This is a genomic window from Pseudomonas fluorescens (genome assembly GCF_902497995.1).
Taxonomy (GTDB): Bacteria; Pseudomonadota; Gammaproteobacteria; order Pseudomonadales; family Pseudomonadaceae; genus Aquipseudomonas; species Aquipseudomonas fluorescens_BK.
On record NZ_CABVII010000045.1, the window covers coordinates 1 to 21,023 of the forward strand.

The 21,023-nt window shown below is 59.3% G+C and carries 16 protein-coding genes, 4 tRNA genes and 1 riboswitch; of the genes, 3 read left to right on the plus strand and 17 right to left on the minus strand.

Annotation, left to right across the window (positions count from 1 at the left end; all coding sequences use genetic code 11):
- Positions 1-688: 688 nt before the first annotated feature.
- A tRNA-Arg gene (locus F8N80_RS30265) sits at positions 689-765 on the minus strand.
- A gap of 288 nt (positions 766-1,053) precedes the next feature.
- On the opposite strand from F8N80_RS30265, the gene F8N80_RS30275 reads away from it, so the two are divergent.
- Positions 1,054-1,287, plus strand: coding sequence for a hypothetical protein (locus F8N80_RS30275; protein ID WP_150785298.1), 234 nt, complete (start codon positions 1,054-1,056; stop codon positions 1,285-1,287).
- Positions 1,288-1,783: 496 nt separating this feature from the next.
- Complete coding sequence (locus F8N80_RS30280; RefSeq protein WP_150748468.1) at positions 1,784-2,110, plus strand: Arc family DNA-binding protein; 327 nt, start codon at positions 1,784-1,786, stop codon at positions 2,108-2,110.
- 215 nt (positions 2,111-2,325) lie between these two features.
- Here F8N80_RS30280 and mgtE read toward each other — a convergent pair whose 3' ends face one another.
- The 8 genes from mgtE to ltaE all read right to left on the minus strand — a co-directional run bounded on the left by mgtE (position 2,326) and on the right by ltaE (position 10,261).
- Positions 2,326-3,768, minus strand: a complete 1,443-nt coding sequence (gene mgtE / locus F8N80_RS30285) for a magnesium transporter (protein WP_150748469.1) — start codon at positions 3,766-3,768, stop codon at positions 2,326-2,328.
- A gap of 530 nt (positions 3,769-4,298) precedes the next feature.
- Positions 4,299-4,375, minus strand: a tRNA-Arg gene (locus F8N80_RS30290).
- Positions 4,376-4,446: 71 nt separating this feature from the next.
- Positions 4,447-4,523, minus strand: a tRNA-Arg gene (locus tag F8N80_RS30295).
- A 107-nt stretch (positions 4,524-4,630) separates the two neighbouring features.
- Positions 4,631-4,721, minus strand: a tRNA-Ser gene (locus tag F8N80_RS30300).
- Between the two features lie 62 nt (positions 4,722-4,783).
- Entirely contained in the window at positions 4,784-4,972 is a 189-nt protein-coding gene (csrA, locus tag F8N80_RS30305; RefSeq protein WP_002554426.1) for a carbon storage regulator CsrA, read from the minus strand.
- 186 nt (positions 4,973-5,158) lie between these two features.
- Positions 5,159-6,400: an aspartate kinase gene (locus tag F8N80_RS30310; RefSeq protein WP_150748470.1), complete on the minus strand. Its 1,242-nt coding sequence runs from the start codon at positions 6,398-6,400 to the stop codon at positions 5,159-5,161.
- Positions 6,401-6,491: 91 nt separating this feature from the next.
- The gene (gene alaS, locus F8N80_RS30315; RefSeq protein WP_150748471.1) at positions 6,492-9,110 is read right to left on the minus strand and encodes an alanine--tRNA ligase; all 2,619 of its coding nucleotides are present in this window, start codon (positions 9,108-9,110) and stop codon (positions 6,492-6,494) included.
- 146 nt (positions 9,111-9,256) lie between these two features.
- On the minus strand, positions 9,257-10,261 hold the full coding sequence (gene ltaE, locus F8N80_RS30320) for a low-specificity L-threonine aldolase (RefSeq protein WP_150785299.1): 1,005 nt from the start codon (positions 10,259-10,261) through the stop codon (positions 9,257-9,259).
- Between the two features lie 196 nt (positions 10,262-10,457).
- Positions 10,458-10,630: riboswitch (FMN riboswitch) on the plus strand.
- 102 nt (positions 10,631-10,732) lie between these two features.
- On the opposite strand from ltaE, the gene F8N80_RS30325 reads away from it, so the two are divergent.
- Positions 10,733-11,242: a 6,7-dimethyl-8-ribityllumazine synthase gene (locus F8N80_RS30325; RefSeq protein WP_150748473.1), complete on the plus strand. Its 510-nt coding sequence runs from the start codon at positions 10,733-10,735 to the stop codon at positions 11,240-11,242.
- A 125-nt stretch (positions 11,243-11,367) separates the two neighbouring features.
- Here the strand turns inward: F8N80_RS30325 and astE are convergent, their stop codons facing one another.
- The 8 genes from astE to argR form a co-directional block, all read right to left on the minus strand.
- Positions 11,368-12,378: a succinylglutamate desuccinylase gene (astE, locus tag F8N80_RS30330; protein ID WP_150785300.1), complete on the minus strand. Its 1,011-nt coding sequence runs from the start codon at positions 12,376-12,378 to the stop codon at positions 11,368-11,370.
- Between the two features lie 12 nt (positions 12,379-12,390).
- Positions 12,391-12,684, minus strand: a complete 294-nt coding sequence (locus F8N80_RS30335) for a topoisomerase II (protein ID WP_150785301.1) — start codon at positions 12,682-12,684, stop codon at positions 12,391-12,393.
- A gap of 51 nt (positions 12,685-12,735) precedes the next feature.
- Complete coding sequence (astB, locus tag F8N80_RS30340) at positions 12,736-14,082, minus strand: N-succinylarginine dihydrolase (RefSeq protein WP_150748474.1); 1,347 nt, start codon at positions 14,080-14,082, stop codon at positions 12,736-12,738.
- A 165-nt stretch (positions 14,083-14,247) separates the two neighbouring features.
- Positions 14,248-15,717 carry a succinylglutamate-semialdehyde dehydrogenase gene (astD, locus tag F8N80_RS30345; protein WP_191633007.1) on the minus strand — a complete coding sequence of 490 codons (1,470 nt, stop codon included), beginning with the start codon at positions 15,715-15,717 and terminating at the stop codon, positions 14,248-14,250.
- A complete protein-coding gene (gene astA, locus F8N80_RS30350) occupies positions 15,714-16,739 on the minus strand; it encodes an arginine N-succinyltransferase (RefSeq protein WP_150748476.1) in 1,026 nt (341 codons plus the stop codon). Before astA ends, astD begins: the two co-directional genes overlap by 4 nt.
- An 85-nt stretch (positions 16,740-16,824) precedes the next feature.
- On the minus strand, positions 16,825-17,844 hold the full coding sequence (aruF, locus tag F8N80_RS30355) for an arginine/ornithine succinyltransferase subunit alpha (protein ID WP_150748477.1): 1,020 nt from the start codon (positions 17,842-17,844) through the stop codon (positions 16,825-16,827).
- Positions 17,845-18,065: 221 nt separating this feature from the next.
- Complete coding sequence (locus F8N80_RS30360) at positions 18,066-19,286, minus strand: aspartate aminotransferase family protein (RefSeq protein ID WP_150748478.1); 1,221 nt, start codon at positions 19,284-19,286, stop codon at positions 18,066-18,068.
- Positions 19,287-19,829: 543 nt separating this feature from the next.
- Positions 19,830-20,810, minus strand: a complete 981-nt coding sequence (gene argR, locus F8N80_RS30365) for a transcriptional regulator ArgR (protein WP_150748479.1) — start codon at positions 20,808-20,810, stop codon at positions 19,830-19,832.
- Between the last annotated feature and the right edge of the window lie 213 nt (positions 20,811-21,023).

Consider the following 21,023-nt stretch of genomic DNA (forward strand, 5'->3'; position numbering starts at 1 on the left):
CACCCACACGAATTGCTTGATTCAGTTGTTAAAGAGCGGTTGGTTAAGATCTTTCGTCTCAACCGAGGCGCGCATTCTACGCTTTCCTCTGCTGCTGTCAAGCGGTTATTTTCAGAAGCTTTCAAAGCTTCCTTTGTAACTTCAACCACTTGGCGCTTCCGATCTCTCGTCAGCGGGAGGCGAATTCTACAGCGTTAGCCGCTGCTGTCAACACCTCTTTTACCCCGCTTTCGACCGAGAAGATCGAACCGTTAAAAGAGCCAAACAACACCACTCTTTCAACTCCTTCTGGGCTTCGATGAACTGAAGCAACTCGCTATCGAAAACTGCGTAACTCTTTGTTTACCAAGGAGTTTTCCGTTTCGACTGCGCCGGAAGTGGGGCGAATTATAGACTTACAGAATCTGCCGTCAACCCTTATTTCCGGCTTTTCTATCAATAACTTACCGAAGGCCGCAAAACTGCTCGCTTCCTTCGACAGGAGAGCAAAACCACGCCTTCTATATAGAAGAAATCTTCAGTGCTCGACAGCAAACCCTGCAACGCCGTCGAGATGCCGACCGCCCAAACAAAAAAAGCCCCGTCAGAATTGAATCTCTGAGCGGAGCTTTATGCCTGAAGCAAATACCCTACCCCACCAGCCACGAGACTTTTGAGGAAGGATGCAAATCTGCTTCTTTGAATTATATGGTGTCCCAGGGCAGGTTCGAACTGCCAACCTTCCCCTTAGGAGGGGGATGCTCTATCCAATTGAGCTACTGAGACACAAGTCGCCCCGCACACGCAGTGCTACGGACGGCGAGCATGTTAACGGGCAGGCCTGCTTTTGTCATGTCGTCCGTAGGCTTTTTAAGTGTAGGCAGATACTTCAAGACCACACGACACCGCTGACCGTGCAAATTGCATCACCCCAAAAAGCCATCATTGCAAAATGCAAGATCCGCCTTCTGGTTGTTCACTCCATATCCTTGATTTGGAGGTATTTAATAGCCAATTGAGTCTTGGCATGCCCGCTGCTTCAGCTCCCTCATAGAACACCGGAGGTCAGTCCTCATGAACAGCGCCCTTTTACTCTCGAACGCGATCGCCTTGGCAATTTTTCTGGGTTTTCATTTTGCTCCCGAAAATGGCACTGAGTCGGTTGCCCAACGAACACCCCACTACCTCCAGCTACAAAAAGCCCCGCAGTTGGCAGTCATGAACGATCAGCGCGGCGCTGCAAGCCAGGACTTGAGCCAGGATCAGATCCTGTGGCCAGCTCCAACCTCAGAACGCCTGGTATTTTGAATCTACCCTATCAGGAGCACAGCATGCGCCGCCGAGGCTCCCGCGCGACTATGACCAACTCCTCCTGACCGGATCCAGGAAGCCCCCCCCCAAAGCAAATCAGGCTGCCACTTATCCTGTAATCGCGTATCAATACGCTCCCCCCTAGCAAATCGGCCATTTGCCACTATCCTCTATATGTAAGGAACAGTGAACGAATCCGCATAACATGCACCTTCCGGCGTCTTCGGACATCACCGGGCGGGCAACCGGACGCGGCCTGCGATACGGACGGGGCAAACTTCAAACCAGTCCGCATTTCTGATAATAGGTGCTGGCAGAACGCCTTTATCCAGTTCAATATTTGTCACAGAATTGACGCCAATGAACTGGCTACATTGAGGCATGATGCGGGCCTCTATCAATTCAGGTTGAACATTTGGTCGGCGTCCTTGTCCTATCAGACATCCTGCGGCCAATCCCGAGAACCGCTCCCCTGAACTAACCGGTTAAATATATGCGCCCATTGAAACAGGCAATTTATTCCAGCCGTACGGCTGACAAGTTTGTCGTACGTCTGCCAGACGGAATGCGTGAACGCATTGCCGAGGTGGCTCGCAATCATCACCGCAGCATGAACTCCGAAATCATCGCGCGCCTTGAGCAGAGCCTTATTCAGGAAGGCGCCCTGGGCGAAGAACTGAGCATGCGCCTGGACAGCCCGGAGTTGTCTTTGCACGAACGTGAACTGCTGCAACGCTTCCGCCAGCTTTCCCACCGCCAGCAGAATGCCCTTGTTTCGCTGATTGCCCATGACACCGAAATGACCGCAGACGCCTCCTGATTCGTCATGAACGCCCAAGCCAGCTTGATCGCTGGCTTTTTTTTACCTGAAATTCGGGCCAAAAAAACCCGCCAATCAGTGGGTAATTTCGATCCGCCCCCCCTGTAGGAGCCAGGCTTGCCGGCGAAGCGATCTCAAGGACGCCTTCGTCGGCAAGCCTGGCTCCTACAGGGACGATGTCACCCGCCAATCAGCGGGTTTCAGGCATATGGCACTCAGAGCAGGAAAATCGTCGCCAACCCAAGGAAGATGAAGAAGCCACCACTGTCGGTCATGGCGGTGATCATCACACTGGCGCCCATCGCCGGATCACGACCAAGCCGTGCCAGGGTCATGGGAATCAATACCCCCATCAAGGCTGCAAGCAACAGGTTAAGCGTCATGGCGGCGGTCATCACCACGCCTAGAGACCAGCTGCCATATAGCAGGTAGGCGACGACACCGATCACCCCTCCCCACACCAGGCCATTGATCAGGCCTACCGCCAACTCCTTGCGCATCAGACGCGAAGTGTTGCCGGTACTCACCTGGTCCAGCGCCATGGCGCGAACGATCATGGTGATGGTCTGGTTGCCGGAGTTGCCACCGATACCTGCCACGATCGGCATCAATGCCGCGAGCGCCACCAGCTTCTCGATGGAACCTTCGAACAGGCCGATCACCCGGGAGGCGACGAAGGCGGTAATCAGGTTCACCGCCAGCCATGCCCAGCGGTTGCGCAGGGACTTCCAGACCGAGGCGAAAATATCTTCTTCTTCGCGCAGACCCGCCATGTTGAGAACTTCGCTTTCGCTCTCTTCACGGATCAGGTCGACCATTTCATCGATGGTCAGACGGCCGATCAACTTGCCGTTCTTGTCGACTACAGGCGCCGAGATCAAGTCGTAGCGCTCAAATGCCTGGGCGGCATCGTAGGCATCTTCATCCGGGTGAAAACTCACCGGATCGCTGGCCATGACTTCAGCCACCTGCTTATCCGGATCGTTGACCAGCAAACGCTTGATCGGCAACACGCCCTTGAGCACGCCGTCGTAATCGACCACGAACAACTTGTCCGTGTGGCCCGGCAGCTCCTTCAGGCGACGCAGGTAGCGCAAAACCACCTCGAGACTGACGTCCTCACGGATCGTCACCATCTCGAAGTCCATCAATGCACCGACCTGCTCCTCATCATAGGACAGGGCCGACCGCACGCGCTCACGCTGCTGGTTATCCAGGGTTTCCATGAGCTCATGGACGACGTCTCGCGGCAGCTCGGAAGCCAGGTCAGCGAGTTCGTCGGCATCCATGTCCTTGGCCGCGGCCAGGAGCTCGTGATCGTCCATGTCGGCGATCAGGGTTTCACGAACCGAATCGGATACTTCGAGCAGGATGTCGCCGTCGCGATCGGCCTTGACCAATTGCCAAAGCATCAGACGATCGTCCAGCGGCAAGGCTTCAAGGATGTAGGCAACGTCGGCGGAGTGCAGGTCATCGAGCTTGCGTTGCAGCTCGACGAGATTTTGCCGGTGAACCAGGTTCTCGACCCGCTCGTGATGCGGACCTTCTTGGCGATGAGTCAGGTCTTCGACCACCCGCTGGCGCTGCAGCAGCTCAACGACTTGAGCGAGGCGGTCCTGCAAGCTTTCTTGTGTTTTCTTTACTTCAACTTCAGACATAGGCGAACTCCACTCCCAGCAGCGGAGCGCGCCGGAAGGATCAATCAGTCAATTCATGATTGGAAAAACGGTTTACTGAGTAACTACTGGGTAAGTCCATGGAGGTATTCCACAAGCCCCGGCGGGGCTGACGGGCGCAATGATACACCGCCCGACGGTTTTAAACGTTAAAAAATCGCGGCTGAAACAAGCGGTTGCGAGATAAACCTGAGCCCTGTCCTGACCCATGAAAATGCGACGACTTATCCCGTAAAGAAAACACACTACCGCCCAGAAATGCAGTGATCGCCCTTGAGAGGACCCTCACGGAAGAACATCAACCAACGCGTCGTCACCCATGAGACAACAGGACATCAAAAGCGTCCCCGACAAACCAGACAAGATCGGTATTTGAATTCGAGCAGGCGCAGCCGTCACAACCCCAGGTGAGGTCGTAGCGCACAGGCCAGTTTGAGGAGAGAGGATGCAACAGGGAAAAGCCAAAACCCAGACAGCAAAAAGCCCGCGTTAGACGCAGGCTTTTTGGTGTTTGGTGCACTCGACAGGATTCGAACCTGTGACCGCTCGGTTCGTAGCCGAGTACTCTATCCAGCTGAGCTACGAGTGCATTTGTGTTTTTATACCAGATCACAACTGGTTGAAGCCAAGTCATTCACATTACTGCAAACAACCCTTAAATGGTGCACTCGACAGGATTCGAACCTGTGACCGCTCGGTTCGTAGCCGAGTACTCTATCCAGCTGAGCTACGAGTGCATTTGTTGCCGCGCATTATAGGCCGTCTAATCTCTATGTCAAGCACTTTTTCTAGTAATTTCAACAACTTACCGAAGAAGCCAGATTACAACGTACTACGCAAATAATGGCGGAGAACGGGGGATTCGAACCCCCGACACCCTTTTGAGGTGTACTCCCTTAGCAGGGGAGCGCCTTCGGCCACTCGGCCAGCTCTCCGCAACACGGGGCGTATCTTAACCAACCTTTTCCCCGTTTGCAAACATAAAAAACGATAAAAATTAATGGCTTGGTTCTTCGTCCTTCTCTTTCTTTATACGCAGGTAAATTTCCTCACGGTGGACCGCAACCTCTTTCGGGGCGTTGACACCGATACGCACTTGATTTCCTTTGACGCCGAGCACGGTCACGGTGATTTCTCCATCACCGATAATCAGGCTTTCTGCGCACCGACGAGTCAGAATCAGCATACCTTTCTCCTCACGCATTTCATTTCAGGGACAATAGTCTGCAAAAAAAAGGCACCCGACCTACAACCGGAGCGATCGTAGCCCTGCATGCCTGAGTATTGACCAGCGCGAGCAAAAGAACAGCCTCGGGTCGCGCCATTCGAAAAAACAAAGGGCGCGGTCAGACCGCGCCCCTTGGCGAACGCATCAATCGCCCTGGCGGGCCGGTGCGTCCAGTTCGAAAGCCGTGTGCAGCGCGCGCACAGCCAGTTCCAGGTACTTCTCTTCGATCACCACGGAGACTTTGATTTCCGAGGTCGAGATCATCTGGATGTTGATAGTTTCCTTGGCCAGTGCTTCGAACATGCGGCTGGCCACGCCTGCGTGGGAGCGCATGCCAACGCCGACGATCGACACCTTGGCGATCTTGGTGTCGCCGATGACTTCACGGGCACCCAGCTCGCCAGCGGTTTTTTCCAGCACGGTCTGCGCCGCATGGTAGTCGTTGCGGTGCACGGTGAAGGTGAAGTCGGTGGTGTTATCGTGCGCAACGTTCTGCACGATCATGTCGACTTCGATGTTCGCGGCGCTGATAGGGCCGAGAATCTTGAAGGCAACGCCCGGGATGTCTGGCACGCCACGGATGGTCAGCTTGGCTTCATCGCGGTTGAAAGCGATACCGGAAATGATCGGCTGTTCCATGGTTTCCTCTTCATCAATAGTAATGAGGGTGCCCGGACCCTCCTTGAAGCTGTGCAGTACGCGCAGCGGAACGTTGTACTTGCCGGCGAACTCGACCGCACGGATTTGCAACACCTTGGAACCGAGGCTGGCCATTTCCAGCATCTCTTCGAAGGTAATCTTGTCCAGGCGCTGAGCCACGGACACCACGCGCGGGTCGGTGGTGTAGACGCCGTCGACGTCGGTGTAGATCTGGCATTCGTCAGCCTTCAGGGCTGCCGCCAGGGCCACACCGGTGGTGTCGGAACCGCCACGACCGAGGGTGGTGATGTTGCCGTGCTCGTCAACGCCCTGGAAACCGGCGACCACCACCACACGACCTGCCTTCAGATCACCGCGAATCTTCTGGTCATCAATCTGCAAGATACGCGCTTTATTGTGTGCGCTGTCCGTCAGAATCCGTACCTGATTGCCGGTGTACGACACCGCTGGCACGCCGCGCTTGATCAGCGCCATGGCCAACAATGCAATCGTCACCTGCTCGCCGGTGGAGACGATCACATCCAGCTCACGGGGAACCGGTTGGCCGTCGCCACTGATTTTCCTGGCCAGATCGATCAGACGGTTGGTTTCGCCGCTCATTGCAGACAGCACAACCACCAGGTCATCGCCGGCATCGCGGAATTTCTTAACCTTGTCGGCGACCTGTTCGATTCTCTCGACAGTGCCGACCGAGGTGCCTCCAAATTTCTGTACGATCAAAGCCATTTCAAAGCCGCCTCTGCCCATGAAGGGCGCCCAAATAATCACTCAAACAGCATTCCGGCCCGCCACTAGACTGCGGGCCGGACACACTGCCTTATAAACCCTGCTCTACAAAGGGAACAGTCAGGGCCAATGCCGCATCCAGTGCGCCAGCGTCTACACCACCGCCCTGCGCCATGTCTGGACGACCACCGCCCTTCCCGCCCACTGCCGCAGCGGCTTGCTTCATCAAATCACCGGCTTTGAGTTGGCCAGTCAGGTCTTTGGTCACGCCTGCAACCAGCACGACCTTTTCCTCATGGACACTGCCGAGCAGGATCACTGCGCGGCCGAGTTTGTTTTTCAGTTGATCGACCAGCGCCAACAGCGCCTTGCCATCCTGACCGTCCAGACGCACGGCCAGCACTTTCACGCCTTTGACGTCCAGCGCAGCAGCCGACAGATCGTCGCCCGCCGCGCTGGCAGCCTTGGCCTGCAACTGCTCGAGCTGCTTCTCCAGCAGACGATTGCGCTCCAGCATAGCCGACAGCTTGTCGATCAGGTTGTCGCGGCTGCCCTTGACCAGGTTGGCCGCTTCCTTGAGTTGTTCTTCGCCAGCGTTCAACCAGGCCAATGCTGCGGCCCCCGTGATCGCTTCGATACGACGCACGCCGGACGCCACACCGCCTTCACCGATGATTTTCAGCAGGCCGATGTCGCCGGTACGGTTGACGTGGATACCACCGCACAGCTCGACGGAGAAATCGCCGCCCATGCTCAGCACGCGCACGCTATCGCCGTACTTCTCGCCGAACAGCGCCATGGCGCCTTTCTGCTTGGCGGTCTCGATGTCGGTTTCTTCGGTTTCAACCGCGGAGTTCTTGCGGATCTCGGCGTTGACGATGTCTTCCAGCGCCTTCAATTGCTCAGGCTTGACGGCTTCGAAGTGGCTGAAGTCGAAGCGCAGGCGCTGACTGTCGACCAACGAGCCTTTCTGCTGAACGTGATCGCCCAGCACCTGGCGCAAGGCGGCGTGCAGCAAGTGCGTCGCCGAGTGATTGAGCGAGGTGGCGTGACGTACCTCGGCATCGACATGAGTCTCTACCGGCGCGCCGATGGTCAGGCTGCCCGATGCCAGCACGCCGTGATGCAGGAAGGCGCCGCCGGTCTTGGTGGTGTCGCGCACGTCGAAACGGCTGCCGCCGACTTGCAGGTAACCGCAGTCGCCGATCTGGCCGCCGGACTCAGCATAGAAAGGCGTCTGGTTGAGAACGATCACGCCCTCTTCGCCTTCACTCAAGACGTCGACCGACTGGCCATCTTTATAGATAGCGACAATTTTTGCCGAGCCGCTGGTGGCTTTGTAGCCGGTGAACTCGGTCGCCACGTCAACCTTGACCAAGGTGTTGTAGTCCAGGCCGAACGAACTGGCCGAACGCGCGCGAACACGCTGGGCTTCCATTTCGCGCTCGAAGCCGACTTCGTCGACGGTCAGGCTGCGTTCGCGGGCGATGTCAGCGGTCAGGTCCATCGGGAAACCGTAGGTGTCATACAACTTGAACACCACGTCGCCCGGCACCACGGTGCCTTTGAGTTCCAGCAGATCCTGCTCGAGAATCTTCAGGCCGTGCTCCAGGGTCTTGGAGAACTGCTCTTCTTCAGCCTTGAGCACGCGCTCGATAGTGGCCTGTTGCTGCTTGAGTTCCGGGAACGCCTCACCCATCTCGGCAACCAGCGCCGCGACGATTTTGTAGAAGAAGCTGCCGGTCGCGCCCAGCTTGTTGCCGTGGCGGCAGGCACGACGAATGATCCGACGCAGTACGTAGCCGCGACCTTCGTTGGACGGCAGCACGCCGTCGGCAATCAGGAAACCGCACGAACGGATGTGGTCGGAAACCACCTTGAGCGAAGACTGGTCGTCATTGCTGCAGCCAATGGCCGCGGCTGCGGCGCTCAGCAGGTTCTTGAACAGGTCGATCTCGTAGTTGGAGTGAACGTGCTGCATCACCGCACTGATCCGCTCCAGGCCCATGCCGGTGTCTACCGACGGCGCTGGCAACGGATGCAGCACGCCATCGGCGGTGCGGTTGAACTGCATGAACACGTTGTTCCAGATCTCGATGTAACGGTCGCCATCTTCTTCCGGCGAACCCGGTGGGCCGCCCCAGATGTCGGCGCCATGATCGTAGAAAATCTCGGTGCAAGGACCGCATGGGCCGGTATCGCCCATGGTCCAGAAGTTGTCGGAAGCGTAAGGCGCACCTTTGTTGTCGCCAATGCGAATCATGCGCTCGACCGGCACCCCGATTTCTTTGGTCCAGATGTCATAGGCCTCGTCGTCCGAGGCATAGACCGTCACCCAGAGTTTTTCCTTCGGCAGTTCCAGAACGCCGGTCAGGAAGGTCCAGGCGAAGGTGATCGCATCGTGCTTGAAATAGTCACCGAAGCTGAAGTTACCCAGCATTTCGAAGAACGTGTGGTGACGAGCGGTATAACCGACGTTTTCCAGGTCACTGTTCTTGCCACCGGCACGCACGCACTTCTGGCTGCTGGTCGCACGGGTGTACGCACGTTTTTCCTGGCCCAGGAAGCAGTCCTTGAACTGGTTCATCCCCGCGTTAGTGAACAGCAGGGTTGGGTCGTTGCCCGGAATCAAAGAGCTGGAGGCTACACGGGTGTGGCCTTGCTCTTCGAAGAAGCGAAGGAAGGCTTCACGGATTTCTGCGCTTTTCATTAGGTTCTTCCACGGAGGCTGCGGCCAAAGGCCTGTGCAAAACGTCAACAGACGAAGCGACGGCAAAGGGCCGCATTATATCGGCCCTGCGCGCGGGGTACAGCGTGTTTATACGATAGAACGGGTCAATTGGACGGCTAACGCGGTCAGTTGCGCGAAAACTCGACGAATGTCGCGACGACTTGGCCGATCTGCGCGCGACTGACGTCCATGTGCGTGACCATTCTCAGGCGGCCTGCCGCACTGAGCTTGATCCCGCGCTCGGCGGCGAAGGTTTTGATCGCCTCGGCCTTGTCGCCCATCTGCACGTAAACCATGTTGGTCTGCACCGGTTCGACCTCATAACCGGCCGCTCGCAGGCCGTCAGCCAGAATGCGGGCATTGGCGTGATCGTCGGCCAGACGCTGAACGTTGTGATCCAGCGCATACAGCCCCGCCGCCGCCAGGATCCCGGCCTGACGCATGCCGCCGCCGACCATCTTGCGCAGGCGGCGCGCTTTGCCGATCAACTCCTGCGCGCCACAGAGCACCGAACCGATCGGCGCACCCAGGCCTTTGGACAAACAGACCGAAACGGAATCGAAATGCTGCGTGATTTCCCGGGCGTCGACGCCCAGCTTGACCGCCGCGTTGTACAGCCGCGCGCCGTCCAGGTGCAGGGCGAGGCCCTGTTGATGGGTAAAGCTTCGAGCCCGGGCCAAATACTCCAGCGGCAACACCTTGCCTTGCATGGTGTTTTCCAGCGCCAGCAAGCGGGTGCGGGCGAAATGGAAGTCGTCCGGCTTGATCGCGGCAGCGACCTGGGAGAGATCCAGCGAGCCATCGGCCTGCACCTCCAGTGGCTGCGGCTGGACCGAACCCAGCACCGCCGCCCCGCCGCCCTCGTACTTATAGGTGTGCGCTTGCTGGCCGACAATGTATTCGTCACCGCGCTCGCAGTGCGCCATCAGGCCCAGCAGGTTGCTCATGGTGCCCGTCGGTACGAACAGCGCGGCCGCAAAACCCAGCCGTTTTGCCAACTCGGTTTCCAGACGATTGACCGTGGGATCTTCGCCATAAACGTCGTCACCGGTGGCCGCGGTGGCCATCGCATGGAGCATCCCGGCGGTCGGTTGGGTGACGGTGTCGCTGCGAAGATCGATAACACTCATGAATCTGGCCTCGGTAATCAGGGGGAAATCCCTTTCAGTCAGCAATTACTGCGGTCATGCCGACGAATAATCAACCCTCGGACAGCAAGAGGCCGCTTGAGCCAACAATAAAGACGATAACAATCATCAGATAGCAGCCATGCACAGGTGAGAAATATGTGTTAAAAAAGCTGCGCCGCCAAATAATGTGGCGGCAAAACGTTCTCAGGGCGGGGTGCGACTCCCCACCGGCGGTAATTGCGCGCAACGTGCATAGCCCGCGAGCGCTTGGCGACAGCCACGGCTTCGGCAGTGATTGGACGACAAGGTCAGCAGACCCGGTGTGATCCCGGGGCCGACGGTCATAGTCCGGATGAAGAGAGAACGGGATTGGCGCCAAAGGGCCGTCCGCCGGCATTCGTGCGAGCGTGCGTACCCTTAAATCCCATTCGATTCATAAGCCCTGTTTTTTACACAAACAGGAATCAGAACATGCAACCCACCGCAATCGATAGCAAAAGCAAACACCATCAGGGCGAGCGCGTCGCGTTCATCCAGGCCTGCTGGCACAAGGAAATTGTCGATCAGAGCCGTAAGGGCTTCGTCGCCGAAATGATTGCCCAGGGTTATCAGGAATCGGAGATCGATTTCTTCGAAGTCGGCGGCGCCTTTGAAATCCCGCTGCACGCCAAGCTGCTGGCCAGGTCCGGCCGTTATGCCGGCATCGTCGCCGCCGGCCTGGTGGTCGATGGCGGCATCTATCGCCACGAATTCGTCGCCCAGTCAGTGATCAGCGGGCTGATGCAGGTGCAACTGGAAACTGAAGTGCCGGTGTTCTCGGTGGTCCTGACCCCGCACCACTTCCATGCTGGCGAAGAACATCAGAAGTTCTTCTTCGAGCATTTCGTGCATAAGGGTCAGGAAGCAGCGAAGACTTGCGCCGATACACTGCACAAGATGCGGGCGTTGCGTCGCAGTGAGCCACGCGCGGTAGCGGTCTAAAGAACAACCCCGCCCCCGTAGGAGCGAGGCTTGCCCGCGAAAGCGATTTCAAATTCAATGATGATGTTGAATGTCAAATCGCTTTCGCGGGCAAGCCTCGCTCCTACGGGGGTTAGCGGCGTCAGTTATGCCAGGTTTTCGTCGGTGGTCGGCACGATCAGGATACCGGCCCGCAGGCCATTCCTGACCTTGGGGTTGGGGAAGATGATGCGGGCGCCCTCCTCCTCGATGATCCAGCGCGTCTGGGCGATGTCTTCGGCCAGCAGATAACCCACTTCCAACTCCGAAAAGTTCTCGATATCCACCGGCAGGTTCAGGCGGAAGCTATCGCTGTGCTTGATGATTTCCCGCGCCACGCTGAACAACTGCAAGCCGTCCAGCGCCGCTTCGGTCGGCGGCGGTTCGTTGCCTTCGATGATCTGTTTGAGGCGGGTTTCCAGCAGGTCGACGTTGACGCCGTCGTTCTGCCCGAACGGCCGCGCCTTGCCCAACTCAAGGGTGAAGGCCTCGGCGCCGAGCTTGTCGTAGGTGTAGGAGCTGAAGACGATGGACGGCTTGTTCTGCAGCAGCACCGCTTCCATGCCGGCGGCGCGCAGGCGAGCCAGTTCCTGACGGGAATGCTGACGGCCCTCTTTCCAGGGATACAATGCGAACTGCTCGATTTTCGAGCCACGAATCGCCGTGTGCAGGTCGTAGTGCAGGCGGTTGCGATCCGGCAGGCTGAAGAAACTGGCCGCCAGCCGCTCCAGTTCACAAGCACGCAGGGCTTCGGAGCCGCTGGTTTGTTCATGACGGCCGTTGAACAGCCGATTGACGTCCTGCTCGATGAAACGCTCGCCCTTGCGAATCGCCTCGGGGTTGCCGAACAGGAACAGAATGCGTGCGCGCGGTTTAACATCACCGCGGGCGATGTCATGCAACAGGCGGTCGAGCAACTCGATCGGCGCTGTCTCGTTGCCATGGATGCCGGCTGACAGCAGCAGGTCCAGGCCATTGTCGCGCGCTTCAGGTGGCCGGACTTCCAGCGCACCCTCGCTCAACCAGCGCATCCGCACGCCTTCGACAGTCAGTTGAGTCTTCTCCGCCGGTTCGCGGCCGGCGAGGGTCAGTTCAAGCAGTTTGCCGAGGGCGAGCATAGAGCAGTTTCCTTAGTGGTCGTGTGCGCAATCCGGGCCGTGCACGTGATCGTGATCTTCGTCACCGACTTCGGCCGGTTCCATTTCCAGTTGCAGACTTACCAGATTAGTTGCCAATGGGCGCAGCAGCAGGTTGGCGTATTCCGCGTCACCTTCTTCGACGTCCACCCCGATCAGCAGCTGGCCGCGGCCATCCTGCTGAATCCACAGCTCTTTGCCTTGCCACATGACCGCGACGCGGGTGCAGGACGTTTCCAGTTGCGTGCCGTCGGTGTCTTCAAGGATCAGCTGCAGGGTATCGCTCATGTTCTTTTACGCTCTCTAAAGGAGATGAATCGGCGCATGCAGCGCCGACTTTCAATTGATCTGGAATGGATAAACCGCGCCCAGTTTAAGGATTTGTGTCAGTTCATCCAGTGCCGTCCGGCACTCAAGCAACAATTGCGGGTCCGCGAGATCGTTTTCGGTCATGCGGTCGCGATAGTGCTTGTCGACCCATTCGGTCAACGTACCGTACAAGGGTGCCGTCATGATAACGCCTTGGTTGACGGCCGCCAGTTCGGTTTCGTTGAGGGCGACGCGCAACCGCAGGCAAGCCGGGCCACCGCCGTTCTGCATGCTCTGCTTGAGATCGAACACCTTTATTTCCCGGATCAGGCCACCGGAGCTGGTCAAGCCTTGCAAGTACTGCCAGACACGCTCGTTGCCATGGCATTCTTCCGGCACGATCAACAGCATGGTGCCGTCAGCACGCGTCAGCAGTTGGCTATTGAACAAGTAGGAGCGAACCGCATCTTCCACGGTGACCGCCGAACGCGGTACGCAGATCGACTGAAATTTCCCACCGACTTTGGCGAGTTTGCCCTGCAGTTCAGCCAGCATCTGCTCGGTGTCGAGGAACGCGTCCTCGTGATAGAACAGCACCTCGCCATTACCCACTGCGATCACGTCGTTGTGGAACACGCCCTGGTCGATGACCGAAGGGTTTTGCTGGGCGTACACCACGCCTTCATCGCTCAAGCCGTGCAAGCGGGCCACTGCCCGGGAAGCTTCGAGGGTCTGGCGCGCCGGGTACTTCTGCGGCTCCGGGTAACGGGTATCGAACGCACTGCGGCCGAACACGAAGAACTCGACGCCGGCTTCGCCGTATTCACGGCAGAAACGGGTGTGGTTGGCGGCGCCTTCGTCACCGAACTGCGCCACGGCCGGCAACGCGGCGTGGTGAGCGAAATGCTGCGGGTCAGCGAACATCGCCCCCAGCACGCGGCTGGTGGTCGGGTGCTCGATGCTGCGGTGATATTTGCAGTTGAGGTTGGCGGCGGTGAAATGCACGCGACCGTCTGCCGTGTCGGCACTTGGGCTGACGGTGGCGGCGTTGGCCACCCACATGCTCGATGCCGAGCAGCTGGCAACCAGTAGCGGCATGGCGTCCTTGGCGGCTTGCTCGATCACTTGCGCGTCGGTGCCACTGAAACCCAGGCGACGCAGGGCTGCCACGTCAGGGCGTTCCTGGGGTGCCAGGACGCCTTGCTCAAAGCCCATTTCCATCAGCGCTTTCATTTTCGCCAGGCCTTGCAGCGCCGCTTCCTTCGGGTTCGAAGACTGCTGGCTGTTGCTCTGGGACGCGACGTTGCCGTAGGACAGGCCGCCGTAGTTATGGGTCGGCCCCACTAGACCGTCAAAATTGACTTCATAGGATTTCATCAGCGAGGCTCCACGAGAATCTGTTGTTATAGGCATCGAGTAACAATTGAGTAAGACCGAGGCGCGGCCTTCGCGGGCAAGCCTCGCTCCTACGGGTTCGGCAGTGTTCACATATTTTGTGTTCGACGCCGACCCTGTGGGAGCGGGCTTGCCCGCGAATGGCCGTTACGCCATCTTCACGCCAGGCGTCAAAGCGGCAGGCAACACCAGGCTCGGGGTTTCCAGCGAGGCCACCGGGTAGGCGCAATAATCCGCCGCGTAGTAGGCGCTGGCGCGGTGGTTGCCCGAGGCGCCGACACCGCCGAATGGCGCGCTGCTCGCGGCACCGGTCAGCTGCTTGTTCCAGTTGACGATACCCGCGCGGCTTTCCAGCCAGAACTGCTGGTAACGCGCTTCGGAATCCGACAGCAGACCGGCCGCCAGGCCATAGTCGGTATCGTTGGCTTCAGCGATCGCCGCTTCAAAATCAGCGTAGCGGATCACTTGCAGCAAGGGGCCGAACAGCTCTTCGTCAGGGCGATCAGCCACTGCCGTAACGTCCAGAATGCCAGGGGTCAGCAAGGCGGCTTGAGCTTGCGGCTGGGTCATTTCCAGCAACGCCACGGCGCCATTGGCCAACAGATGTTCTTGCGCTTCCATCAGGGCTTTCGCCGCGCCAAGGGAAATCACCGAGCCCATGAACGGCGCCGGTTGCTGATCGAACGCACCGACTTCAATCGCCCCGCTGACCGCCACCAGGCGCGCCAGCAGTGCATCGCCCCAGGCACCTTGCGGCACCAGCAAGCGGCGGGCACAGGTGCAACGCTGACCGGCAGAAATGAACGCCGACTGAATGATGGTGTAGACAGCGGCGTCGAGATCAGCCACTTCATCGACCACCAGCGGATTGTTACCGCCCATCTCCAGCGCAAGGATCTTGTCCGGACGGCCGGCAAACTGCTGGTGCAGGTGATTGCCGGTTCGGCTGGAACCGGTGAAGAACAGGCCGTCGATGCCCGGGTTCGCCGCCAGGGCGATCCCGGTTTCGCGTGCACCCTGCAGCAGGTTCAACACGCCCGCCGGCAGGCCGGCTTCGATCCAGCACTTAACCGTCAGCTCGGCGACTTTCGGCGTCAGTTCGCTTGGCTTGAACAGCACGCTGTTACCGGCCAGCAGCGCCGGCACGATGTGACCGTTCGGCAAGTGCCCGGGGAAATTGTAAGGCCCGAACACCGCCACCACCCCGTGTGGCTTGTGGCGCAGGACGGCGGTGGCGTCGCCCAGCGGGCCGCTCTTCTCGCCGGTACGTTCGCGGTAGCTCTGCACCGAGATCGCAATCTTGTTGACCATGCTGGTGACTTCGGTCGCCGATTCCCACAGCGGTTTGCCGGTTTCCTCACCGATGGTGCGCGCCAGTTCATCCGCGTGATTTTTCAATGCGGCGGCAAACGCCTCCAGCACTGTGATGCGTTCTTCCAGGGTGCGCCGAGCCCAGCCCGGGAACGCTTGACGCGCGGCTTGCACGGCCGATTCGACCTGAGCGGTGGTGGCGCCCTCGCCGTCCCACAGCACCTCTTGGGTCACCGGGTTCAGCGACTGGAAGGCTTCACCCTGACCGGCCAGCCATTCACCTGCGATGTATAGCGAATTCATTATTTCGACTCCCGGGCAGCGGACAACGGAACGGCGCGCACTTGATCGCCGGCGTTGAGTTGAAGACGTTTGGCGGTCAGCGGGTCGACCACCAAAGTGCCGGCGGCGAAGCGTGCGGGAGCAGCAGTGATCCGGCAGTCTTCGCGCTTGCGGTTGTGAATCAGGAAAGGCGTGGCGTCGTCACCCGGCGTGCCGATGGCCAATACCAGCGCCTGGCTGTCGCGTACCGCACGGATCTTGCCGGTTTCGCACTCCACCGCAGGGCCCGCGTCAAAGATATCGACGTAGCCTTGATAGCTGAAGCCTTCGCTCTTGAGCATCGACAGCGCCGGCTCGGTGTCCGGGTGAACCTGGCCGATCACGTTGCGCGCGTCTGGCGACAGGAAGCAGGTGTACAGCGGAAATTTCGGCATCAGTTCGGCGATGAACGCCTTGTTGCCCACGCCAGTCAGGTAATCGGCCTGGCTGAATTCCATCTTGAAGAAGTGACGACCCAGGCTTTCCCAGAACGGCGAACGCCCGGCTGCGTCGGATACACCGCGCATCTCGGCGATGATCTTGTTGCCAAACAGCTGCGGGAACTCGGCGATGAACAGCATCCGCGCCTTGGCCAGCATGCGACCGTTGAGGCCAGTGCGGTAATCGGCGTGCAGGAACAGCGAGCACAGCTCGGAGTTGCCGGTCAGGTCGTTGGCCAGGAACAGCGTCGGGATTTCGCGATAGATATTCAGTTCCTGGGAAGCACTGACGGTCAGGCCGACCCGGAAGTTGTACCAGGGCTCACGCAGGCCAACGGCGCCGGCGATGGCAGAAATGCCCACCACGCGGCCGTCGTCGTCTTCGAGCACGAACAGGTAATCCGCATCACCCCGCCCGGCTTCGCCGCGAAAGGTCTTCTCGGCCCAGCCGACCCGATGGGCCAGCCGCGCTTCGTTGGCCGGCAAGGTGGTCAGGCCGGTGCCGGTGCTGCGGGCCAGGTCGATCAGAGCGGGTAAATCGCTGCTGCGTACGGGACGAACGATCATGCTATCTCCTCAAACGGGCCGCTAACGCCACCCGCGAAACTTCGCTGCTTTTCCAAGCATTGTTTTCCAGGCGTGGCAGCAGTGGTCAAACCGCCACCAGGCGCACGCTGGCACCTTCACCGACACCCAAGGCTTCGGCTGCTTCCAGATCCAGGGTCACGGGTTTGCCCGGCGCATAATCGAGCTCGAGCAACACGGCGCGGTAATCCTGCAACTGGGCGTTGGCCACCAGGTACTGACGACCGGCACCTTTGACCGGCTCCCCGATTTTCACCGGCACCACGCGGCTCTGGGCGATCGAGCGGATCCCCGAGACACGGGCATGCAAGGTCGGGCCGCCGTCGAAAATGTCGATGTAGTGATCGGTCTCGAAGCCTTCGCGCATCAGGATGTCGAAAGTGATCTGCGCCCGCGGGTGCACCTGGCCCATCGCTTCTTGTGCGGAGTCCGGCAGCAGCGGCACATAGATCGGATAATGCGGCATCAGCTCGGCCAGGAACGTGCGGCTCTTCAGCCCGCACAAACGCTCGGCTTCGGCGTAATTGAGGTCGAAGAAGTTGCGACCGATAGCGTCCCAGAACGGCGAGTCGCCATGTTCATCGCTGTAACCGACGATCTCGGTCACCACGGAATCGGCGAAGCGCTCCGGATGGCTGGCCACGAACAGCAAGCGCCCACGGGAGTTGAGTTCCGACCAGGCCGAGCCCACCAGTTCCGGCAGCACGTAGAAACTGGTCAGCAAGCTGTTGCCGGTGAGGTCGTGGCACTGGGAGAGCACGTGGATCTTGTTATGAATCTTCAGCTCGCGGGAGGCGTGCACGAAGGTTTCATTGCGGAAGCTGTAGAACGGCTCGGAATAACCGGCCGATGCGACGATCGCCGAGCACCCGGCCAGTTTGCCGGTGGCGGTGTCTTCGAGGACGAAGAAATAGCTCTCTTCACCGTTGAAGCTGACTTCGGCGGCGAACGAGGCTTCGCTCGCGGCGATCTTGTCGCTCAGGCGTTCAACGTCATCCGGCAAGGAAGTGACACCAATCGGGCTGTCCGCAGCCAGACGCTGTACCTCGCCCAGATCAGCCATTTGCGCGGGGCGCATCACCAGCATGGTGTCACTCCTTTCTAAAAATTCTTTGAGGAAAGTAAGCCGGGCGGTCATTGCAGACATTCGGATCAATGTGGGAGCGGGCTTGCTCGCGAAAGCGGTGCATCAGTCGACATTGTTGCTGTCTGACCCACCGCTTTCGCGAGCAAGCCCGCTCCCACATTTGATCTGGCCCGGCATAAAAATTGGGTTCGACGCCCGAAAGTCAGGCGTCGAAGGGTCTATCAGGCTTGAGTCAGCTTCGCTGCAGCACGTTCGAAGCGGTCCAGGCCGGCATCGATATCGGCGTCTTCAACCACCAGGCTCGGGGCGAAACGCACCACGTCCGGGCCGGCTTGCAGAATCATCAGGCCTTCTTGTTCAGCGGCGTTGAAGATGTCCTTGGCCTTGCCTTTCCAGGCATCGTTCAGCACGCAACCGATCAACAGGCCCAGACCGCGGACTTGGGTGAACAGGCCATACTTCTCGCCAATCTGTTCCAGGCGAGCCTTGAACTTGTCGTGCTTGGCGTTGACGCCGGCCAGCACTTCAGGGGTGTTGACCACGTCGATCACCGCTTCGGCGACCGCACACGCCAGCGGGTTGCCGCCGTAGGTGGTGCCGTGGGTGCCGACGACCAGGTGTTTGGCCAGGTCTTCGGTGGTCAGCATCGCCGCGATCGGGAAACCGCCGCCCAGGCTCTTGGCGCTGGTCAGGATGTCCGGGACCACACCGTAATGCTGGTAGGCGAACAGCTTGCCGCTACGGCCCATGCCGGTCTGCACTTCATCGAAAATCAGCAGCGCGTTGTGCGCAGTGCACAGGTCACGGGCGCCTTGCAGGTACTCGAGTTCGGCCGGGATCACGCCGCTCTCGCCCTGGATCGGTTCCAGGACCACAGCGCAGGTCTTGTCGGAAATGGCCGCTTTCAGCGCTGCCAGATCGTTGTACGGCACGTGGGTAATACCGGTGATCTTCGGACCGAAGCCGTCGGAATACTTCGACTGGCCACCGACGTTCACGGTGAACAGGGTGCGACCGTGGAAGCTGTTGAGCGCGGCGATGATTTCGTACTTCTCGCTGCCGAAGCGATCGAAACCGACACGACGGGCCAGCTTGAAGGCGGCCTCGTTGGCTTCGGCACCTGAGTTGCAGAAGAATGCGCGTTCGGCAAAGGTAGCGTCGATCAGCTTATGGGCCAGGCGCAGGGCCGGCTCATTGGTGAACACGTTCGACACGTGCCACAGCTTGTTCGCCTGCTCGGTCAATGCACCGACCAGCGCCGGGTGCGCATGGCCCAGGACGTTAACGGCGATCCCGCCGGCGAAGTCGATCAGCTCGCGACCTGACTGGTCCCAGACGCGGGAACCGGCGCCACGCACGGGAATGAAGGCGGCAGGCGCGTAGTTGGGAACCATTACCTGGTCGAAATCGGCGCGTTGTACCGCAGCGTGCTCAACGGACATCGGAGTCTCCTGAAGAGGAACACTCGCCTGAAACTGGCGAGCGATGAGGGGGATTGTAAGGACAGTTTTCAGCCCGGCCTTGCCGCCAAGCGACAACTTCTTATAGCGCAAACCCCGGTTTCAGCCGGGTTTACGGCAATGCGACAAATAGCGTCGCAAAGGCGCAGTTTAACTGTCCGACGGGATTAGCGGCAGCGTTGCCAGGAAGCATTTTTATTGCCGACAAAATCCGCACGGCCACCGCACATCCCCTGTTGGAGCGAGCTTGCTCGCGAAAAACCTGAGGGCGACGCGTCCATCCAGGCAGCACGCCTTATCGTTAACGTCCATCGCGGGCAAGTCGAATCGTCGCACCGCCGCTCCCACAGGGCTGTTCGTCAGTCGTTGATTTGCACAACCTTCAGGGACACAGAGACGCGTCGAATGGGCACGCAGGCAAAACCGGACGCGTGACCTTGAGCAGCGACCAGCAACATGATGTGAATGAATCGTGCCAGTCACCCAGGGCCATGGAGTCATGTCCATGGCCTGTTCAGTCAGGAATCAGCCGCGCTCCGACGGCACCGACGACAACTCGAACGGACTGCTGCTGCGTCGCTGGTTGCGGTCTTCCCGCGGCGTGGCGCCGAAGAAGTTGCGATAGGCGCTGGAGAAATGCGGCCCCGAGGAAAAGCCACACGACAAGCCGATCTGGATGATCGACTTGCTGGTTTGCATCAGCATCTGCCGGGCCTTGTTCAGGCGCAGCTCCAGGTAGTACTGGCTCGGCACACGGTTGAGGTATTGCTTGAAGATGCGCTCCAGCTGCCGACGGGACACGCACACATGCTGGGCGATTTCGTCGGTGGTCAGCGGTTCTTCGATGTTGGCTTCCATCAGCAACACCGCCTGGGTGAGCTTGGGATGGCTGGAACCGAGGCGGTTCTGCAGTGGAATGCGTTGGCGCTCACCGCCCTCGCGGATGCGCTCCACCACCAGCTCTTCGGAGACCGCACCGGCCAGTTCCGCACCGTGATCACGGGCCAGCACCGCCAGCAACAGATCCAGCACCGACAAGCCGCCGCACGCAGTGAGTCGATCGCGATCCCAGTCGAACAGATGACTGGTGGCAATGACTTTCGGGAAGCGCTCGGCAAAATCGTCCTGCCAGCGCCAGTGCACGGCGGCGCGATAACCGTCGAGCAAACCCAGTTGCGCCAACGGGTAAACACCGGCCGACAATCCGCCGATCACGCAACCGGCGCGCACCAGTTGCTTCAATGCGCTGCTGAGCGCCGGCGCCAGGGTGGTCGGTGGCTCATCGGCGAGCAGGAACAGTTTCTGGAAATTTTCGAGCTTGCCGGCCCAGGGTTCACCCGGCAATTGCCAGGCGCCTTCGCCCTGCGGTTCGGCCTGCAGGAACGACAGTTCGTAGACCACGTCCGGATGCACACGCTGGGCAACACGCAAGGCCTCCTCAGCCAGCGCAAGCGTCAATGCTTTAGTGCTGGGCCAAATCAGGAAACCAATTCGATGGGCAGTCATGGGCGGGCAATCCGAAAACGAAAACGGTGATGAAGGCACGGGGTCAATGCTAGCCCGTAAATGAACGCACATCTCAAACCAACAGAGGTCCCCCTGTAGGAGCGAGGCTTGCCCGCGAAAGCGGTGGTTCAGATAGCAACGATGTTGATTGAACCACCGCTTTCGCGGGCAAGCCTCGCTCCTACAGGGGGATCGGGGGCCAGCCTCCAGGTT

Bases quoted from the DNA above. Each gene is read 5' to 3' on its own strand.
- astA (WP_150748476.1), bottom strand. From the start codon at position 16,739: ATGATCGTTCGTCCCGTACGCAGCAGCGATTTACCCGCTCTGATCGAC.
- astB (WP_150748474.1), bottom strand. From the start codon at position 14,082: ATGAAATCCTATGAAGTCAATTTTGACGGTCTAGTGGGGCCGACCCAT.
- aruF (WP_150748477.1), bottom strand. From the start codon at position 17,844: ATGCTGGTGATGCGCCCCGCGCAAATGGCTGATCTGGGCGAGGTACAG.
- F8N80_RS30335 (WP_150785301.1), bottom strand. From the start codon at position 12,684: ATGAGCGATACCCTGCAGCTGATCCTTGAAGACACCGACGGCACGCAA.
- F8N80_RS30310 (WP_150748470.1), bottom strand. From the start codon at position 6,400: ATGGCTTTGATCGTACAGAAATTTGGAGGCACCTCGGTCGGCACTGTC.
- F8N80_RS30360 (WP_150748478.1), bottom strand. From the start codon at position 19,286: ATGTCCGTTGAGCACGCTGCGGTACAACGCGCCGATTTCGACCAGGTA.
- F8N80_RS30275 (WP_150785298.1), top strand. From the start codon at position 1,054: ATGAACAGCGCCCTTTTACTCTCGAACGCGATCGCCTTGGCAATTTTT.
- astE (WP_150785300.1), bottom strand. From the start codon at position 12,378: ATGCTCGCCCTCGGCAAACTGCTTGAACTGACCCTCGCCGGCCGCGAA.
- alaS (WP_150748471.1), bottom strand. From the start codon at position 9,110: ATGAAAAGCGCAGAAATCCGTGAAGCCTTCCTTCGCTTCTTCGAAGAG.
- mgtE (WP_150748469.1), bottom strand. From the start codon at position 3,768: ATGTCTGAAGTTGAAGTAAAGAAAACACAAGAAAGCTTGCAGGACCGC.
- F8N80_RS30280 (WP_150748468.1), top strand. From the start codon at position 1,784: ATGCGCCCATTGAAACAGGCAATTTATTCCAGCCGTACGGCTGACAAG.
- F8N80_RS30325 (WP_150748473.1), top strand. From the start codon at position 10,733: ATGCAACCCACCGCAATCGATAGCAAAAGCAAACACCATCAGGGCGAG.
- argR (WP_150748479.1), bottom strand. From the start codon at position 20,810: ATGACTGCCCATCGAATTGGTTTCCTGATTTGGCCCAGCACTAAAGCA.
- csrA (WP_002554426.1), bottom strand. From the start codon at position 4,972: ATGCTGATTCTGACTCGTCGGTGCGCAGAAAGCCTGATTATCGGTGAT.
- ltaE (WP_150785299.1), bottom strand. From the start codon at position 10,261: ATGAGTGTTATCGATCTTCGCAGCGACACCGTCACCCAACCGACCGCC.